The sequence below is a fragment of the Microcystis sp. LE19-195.1E genome, from assembly GCF_027532095.1.
In the GTDB taxonomy this organism is placed as follows: domain Bacteria; phylum Cyanobacteriota; class Cyanobacteriia; order Cyanobacteriales; family Microcystaceae; genus Microcystis; species Microcystis aeruginosa.
Map to the genome: position 1 here is coordinate 1 of NZ_JAPZSZ010000264.1, position 4,781 is coordinate 4,781.

A 4,781-nucleotide genomic window follows, 5' to 3' on the forward strand; every position below is an offset into this window, starting at 1 on the left:
TAAGCGTTTCCCTCAATTCTTCTTGTGTTCGCTTCTCTAGAATAGCTATTAGTTTTCCCGTATCTAAATTTACTAAAACCGCACAGTAATTTTTTTGTCCTTTGACTAGAGCGATTTCGTCAATTCCTAGTCTTTTTAATTCCGATAGGTCTGGCTCTGTAATTTCTTCGGCGATGTCCTCTATCATTCTTTGAATCTCTTCTTCCGTTACGTCATTTATTCGACTAACATTTAAAATATCTCCTTCTTTTAATTGTTCGAGTATATTTTCGGCTAGTCTTTTCGTATAGGTTCGTTTCTTGGCGACAAAATCTAACTCTTCGCTAAAGGGTTTCTGACAATTATCGCACTTAAATTGACGACGATTAACTTGTAGGTACACTGGTTGTCCTGATATCGGTAAATCTTTGACTAAATATCGATGATTTTGGTGTAGTTTATCGCTCTCTAACCCACAACGAGGACAGGTTGCTTTTTTATTTTTCGATTCGATTCGGCAAACTATACCGATATTTTCTAGGTGCAAATAGCCTTGAATAGACGTTCCTTTTAGGTTCAAAAATTTGTCAAGTATCATAAGTAAAACACTCTGGTTTTTGGCCATTATATCAAATTTTAACTCAATTGTCTATCTTTTAGCATTAACCTGTTTGTGCCTTAAGTCTCTCCCTGTATCGGTTTCAGCTATTTTTGAGCGTAGGTACTCTCATCGAATTTTATTTTAAGTTAATTATTTGCATAACAATTACCGAAGAGCCAAAAATCCTCTCCTGGTCGGCAAAAAAGCGGCAAGTGAATATATTTTACTGTTCAGGGATAAAGAACAGCAAATAGAAGTTAAAATTAATCTCAGTCCTGAAAATTATCGGCAATTTCTAGAAACCATGACCGAGGATCAATAATGTGGCAGGGAAACCTAGAACTAATTTACACGCAAAAAAATCTCGCAACCGAGATTAATCACCTCTATGCTACCGCCCCTTTAAAAGTACAAAGACCCTTTTATCCCGAGGGAAAAAACCTTTGTCATACGGTGATTTTACACACGGCGGGGGGAATAGTTGGGGGTGATGTTCTTCAACAAAAAATTCATCTCCAAGCCGCTACTAATGCCCTGATTACCACTGCTTCTGCCGGAAAAGTTTACCAGAGTAACGGTCAGATGGCACAGCAATTAATCGAGATTAAAATCGATGACAATGCCAGTTTAGAATGGCTACCTCAAGAAACAATTATCTTTAATGGGGCGGCATTTCGCCAACATTTACGAGTGGATTTAGGGGAAAATAGCAGTTGGTTGGGATGGGAAATTACCCGTTTTGGTCGCAGTGCGCGAGGGGAGAAATTTTTAGCGGGAGAATGGCATTCTAATTGGGAAATTTGGCGATCTGGACAACCTTTATGGCTTGATCGCTCCTGCCTGTTGGGTGGTAAAATGATCGAGGGATTTTCCGGTTTAAATGATAGCGCCCTGATCGGTACTTTAGTTTATATCGGTCAACCGGTGGGCAGAAATTTAATTGAGAAAGTGAGAGATTTTTCCCTAGAAGGAGAGATGGGAGTTACTAGCACTTTAGGAGATGGTCTTTTGTGTCGTTATCGGGGCAATTCTAGCGGTGAAGTGCGACAATGGTTTCAGCAGGTTTGGCAAATTTTAAGGCGAGAAATGAGCGATCGAGAGGCAATTATTCCGCGAGTTTGGTTGTCTTGGTAAAGGCGGTTAATTGTCATTTTCTCAAGTCACTTGAATGCCTGTATCGGTGATTGGAGCTATCCAAAATTGTAGATCGGGAGCGACGAGAATTTCCCGGGCCTCTTTAACGATAGTTTCCGCCACTTCCTGAGATGAACAGAGAGTAAAAACCGTCGGACCAGAGCCTGACATCATCGTTCCCAAGCCGCCTAAATCCCCTAGAACCTGTTTTAACTCGGCTACGAGGGTAAATTCGGGTAAAACCACCTTTTCGAGGTCATTGTGGATAAATTTGCCGATAGCGGCTGGTTTTTTCTGGGCGATCGCTTGTACCAAAGCCCCAGAACTCACCTGCTGACGACGGTGATGAAATTCCTCTGGAGAAGACAGATAGGTATCTTGAAATTTTTGCCGATAGCTTTGGTAGGCCCAGGGTGTAGAAACGGATAAATGATCGTATTTGGCTAAAATCACCCATAATCCGGTTAGAGGAGCGATCGGATCGAGAATTTCTCCCCTTCCCGTACAGATAACCGTTCCTCCTGTCACACAAAAGGAAGTATCGGAGCCCAATCTTGCCGCCAAAGTTTCTAATTCCGGACGGGTTAAGCCTAATTCCCAGATTAAATCGATGCCGACTAACACCGCCGCCGCGTTGGTGGACCCCCCCGCTAAACCGGCAGCCACGGGAATATATTTGTCGATGCTGATATCGATGCCGCCGTAATTGGCAAAGATGCGGGGGAATTCCCTCGCCATCAAAGTGGCGGCGCGATGGGCGAGATTACTGCTATCTTGGGGGACGAGGGGATGATGGCAAAAGAGACGGAATTCCTGCAATCCGTTGGGCCGGAGAGTGATGCGATCGCATAATGCCACCGTCTGCATCACCATCACTAACTCGTGGAAACCATCGGGGCGATCGCCAACGATTTCTAGATATAAGTTAATTTTAGCGGGGGCTAGAAGGGTATAACTGTGCATTTGTCAAGAAAAAAAATCTAAAATTTTGGCAATTGACCTAATTTTTCCGCCAAGTCAATCCATTGCGATAAACTGAGATCTTCGGCGCGAGCGAGGGGATTAATCTCTAATTGTGTCAGGATTTGGCTTAATCGATCGCTATCTAGATAATTTTTTAGATTATTGCGTAACATTTTGCGCCGGTTGGCAAAACCCCAGCTAATTAAAGTGGACAAAAAGGCAGCATTACTGACATTATTCGGCAAAACACGGGGTAAAAGCTGAATTACCGCCGAATCTACCTGGGGAGGTGGGGAAAAGGCCCGCCGGGGTACATCACAAATCCATTGACAATCGGCAAGGTATTGAATGCGGACGCTCAAAGCACTGTAAGCTTTGGTGGAGGGGACAGCGACTAATCTTTCGGCGACTTCTTTCTGGACTAAGAGGGTAATACTCTGGTAAGGGGGGGTGAAGGGATGGGCGATCGAACCGAGGAGCTTTTCGAGGATCGGACCGGTGATATTATAGGGGATATTAGCCACTACCTTATTAACTGGCGGCAGTTGCTCGGGTTTAAGGGTAAGAAAGTCGCCTGGTATGAGATGAAAGTTATCTTGTTGGCCAAATTTTTTATTTAAAATTGTCCATAGATCTCGATCGATTTCTACAGCGACAACCAATTGAGCGCCATCGAGAAGACGACGGGTTAAAATGCCTGTACCCGGTCCGATTTCTAATACCCGATCCTCTGATTGTAAATTAGCGGCGCTGATGATGCGATCGAGTATCGATTCATCTTTTAACCAATGTTGTCCAAAACGTTTACGCGGTTGAATTTTCATCCCTTTATTTTAAAGTCAGAGGGTTGTCCTCAACAATAACACCCCTGAAAATATCGGCCATGCGATCGATAACCGCATCAATTATCATAGAGCCTAGGCAAAGATAGCAAAAAAATTAGAGACAATGTCAGATTTGAACGATGTTTTCGCAATTGTAGCAGGAGCGGTTCCGGGGGCGTTATCTCGTTATCATATTACCGAATGGACAAAAGCAAAATTCGGCTTGCGCTTTCCCTATGGAACCTTTATTATTAATTTAACTGGCTGTCTAGCTATCGGCTTTTTTGGGGCTATTTTACCCAGTGTTCCCTTTTATTCCCACCAACTAGATTTAATGGTGAGAACGGGATTTTTAGGAGCTTATACCACCTTTTCTACCTATAGTTTAGATATCCTGATACTCTGGCGCAATCAACAAAATTTTCTCAGTCTTGTTTTTGCCGTTGCTAGTATCATTTTCGGATTGATTGCCGTGAGAATCGGGGCAGCTATTGCCCAAGTTTTTCTAGGTTAAGTAGGTAGGCGTTAAAAACTATCAGATGCCCCCCTTATCAAGGGGGGATTAAGGGGGGATCGAACCTAAAATCCATTTTTTAATTTAATTATAACCAGCTACTTAATTCTCCAATTTATCTACTATTTAAGAGCAGGACAAATCCATGGATTTTTTCAGGGGACGTTATAGTTTATCCGTGGCGATTGGGGCTATTTTTGGGGCTTTGAGTCGTTTTTATATCGGAGAATTAATTACAAGTATTTTCGGTCAAGAATGGGGATTTTTAGGAACATTTTTTGTTAATCTTTCTGGCTGTTTAATTATTGGCTACATCTTTACTATAGTCGGGGAAAATATTCGCATAATTGCCCCAGAATTAGGATTGATGATTGCCACGGGTTTTTGTGGTTCCTATACAACTTTTTCTACCTATAGTTTGGAGGTCAACAAATTTTTAGAGCAGGGAAACTTGACTTTCGGTTTAATTTATTGGCTCGGCAGTGTTTTTGGGGGGATGATTGCGCTTAAAATTGGAGTTATTTTAGCAAGAACAGGTTTTCCTAGATGAATTATTAAATAGGGTTTGCTGAATAATGGTAAAAACCTTACAGGAAAGGGCTTTTAGCTTGATTGAGAGCTTCCCAAATGCACTTAAATCTGCTAGAATCTCTTAAAACCCTTGCATCACCCTTGCATCTTCTCTAATTAGTGCTAATGTACCGTAAAAGCGAGTTACCCTCAACCCCACCAGAAAACTTCGAGCTGCCCTTTGAGGGGAAATTAT

The 4,781-nt window shown here is 42.3% G+C and carries 7 protein-coding genes; 4 read left to right on the plus strand and 3 right to left on the minus strand.

Features of this window, described 5'->3' with window-relative positions; all coding sequences use genetic code 11:
- Positions 1–577, minus strand: a 577-nt coding sequence (locus O9300_RS14855) for a transposase family protein (protein WP_287972431.1), incomplete at its 3' end; no start/stop codon positions are given.
- 157 nt (positions 578–734) lie between these two features.
- Here O9300_RS14855 and O9300_RS14860 point away from each other — a divergent pair.
- The gene (locus tag O9300_RS14860) at positions 735–902 is read left to right on the plus strand and encodes a hypothetical protein (protein ID WP_287972433.1); all 168 of its coding nucleotides are present in this window, start codon (positions 735–737) and stop codon (positions 900–902) included.
- Positions 902–1,714 carry an urease accessory protein UreD gene (locus O9300_RS14865; protein WP_287972434.1) on the plus strand — a complete coding sequence of 271 codons (813 nt, stop codon included), beginning with the start codon at positions 902–904 and terminating at the stop codon, positions 1,712–1,714. Before O9300_RS14860 ends, O9300_RS14865 begins: the two co-directional genes overlap by 1 nt.
- Before the next feature lie 21 nt (positions 1,715–1,735).
- On the opposite strand, the gene ispE is transcribed toward O9300_RS14865, so the two are convergent.
- Both ispE and rsmA read right to left on the minus strand, forming a co-directional pair.
- Entirely contained in the window at positions 1,736–2,677 is a 942-nt protein-coding gene (gene ispE / locus O9300_RS14870; RefSeq protein WP_287972435.1) for a 4-(cytidine 5'-diphospho)-2-C-methyl-D-erythritol kinase, read from the minus strand.
- Positions 2,678–2,694: 17 nt separating this feature from the next.
- Positions 2,695–3,501: a 16S rRNA (adenine(1518)-N(6)/adenine(1519)-N(6))-dimethyltransferase RsmA gene (rsmA, locus tag O9300_RS14875; protein ID WP_287972437.1), complete on the minus strand. Its 807-nt coding sequence runs from the start codon at positions 3,499–3,501 to the stop codon at positions 2,695–2,697.
- Between the two features lie 124 nt (positions 3,502–3,625).
- Here rsmA and crcB (O9300_RS14880) point away from each other — a divergent pair, with 124 nt between their 5' ends.
- Positions 3,626–4,015: a fluoride efflux transporter CrcB gene (gene crcB, locus O9300_RS14880; RefSeq protein ID WP_287972439.1), complete on the plus strand. Its 390-nt coding sequence runs from the start codon at positions 3,626–3,628 to the stop codon at positions 4,013–4,015.
- Positions 4,016–4,160: 145 nt separating this feature from the next.
- Positions 4,161–4,565 carry a fluoride efflux transporter CrcB gene (crcB, locus tag O9300_RS14885; RefSeq protein ID WP_287972440.1) on the plus strand — a complete coding sequence of 135 codons (405 nt, stop codon included), beginning with the start codon at positions 4,161–4,163 and terminating at the stop codon, positions 4,563–4,565.
- Positions 4,566–4,781: the final 216 nt, after the last annotated feature.

Bases quoted from the DNA above. Each gene is read 5' to 3' on its own strand.
- rsmA (WP_287972437.1), bottom strand. From the start codon at position 3,501: ATGAAAATTCAACCGCGTAAACGTTTTGGACAACATTGGTTAAAAGAT.
- crcB (WP_287972440.1), top strand. From the start codon at position 4,161: ATGGATTTTTTCAGGGGACGTTATAGTTTATCCGTGGCGATTGGGGCT.
- crcB (WP_287972439.1), top strand. From the start codon at position 3,626: ATGTCAGATTTGAACGATGTTTTCGCAATTGTAGCAGGAGCGGTTCCG.
- ispE (WP_287972435.1), bottom strand. From the start codon at position 2,677: ATGCACAGTTATACCCTTCTAGCCCCCGCTAAAATTAACTTATATCTA.
- O9300_RS14865 (WP_287972434.1), top strand. From the start codon at position 902: ATGTGGCAGGGAAACCTAGAACTAATTTACACGCAAAAAAATCTCGCA.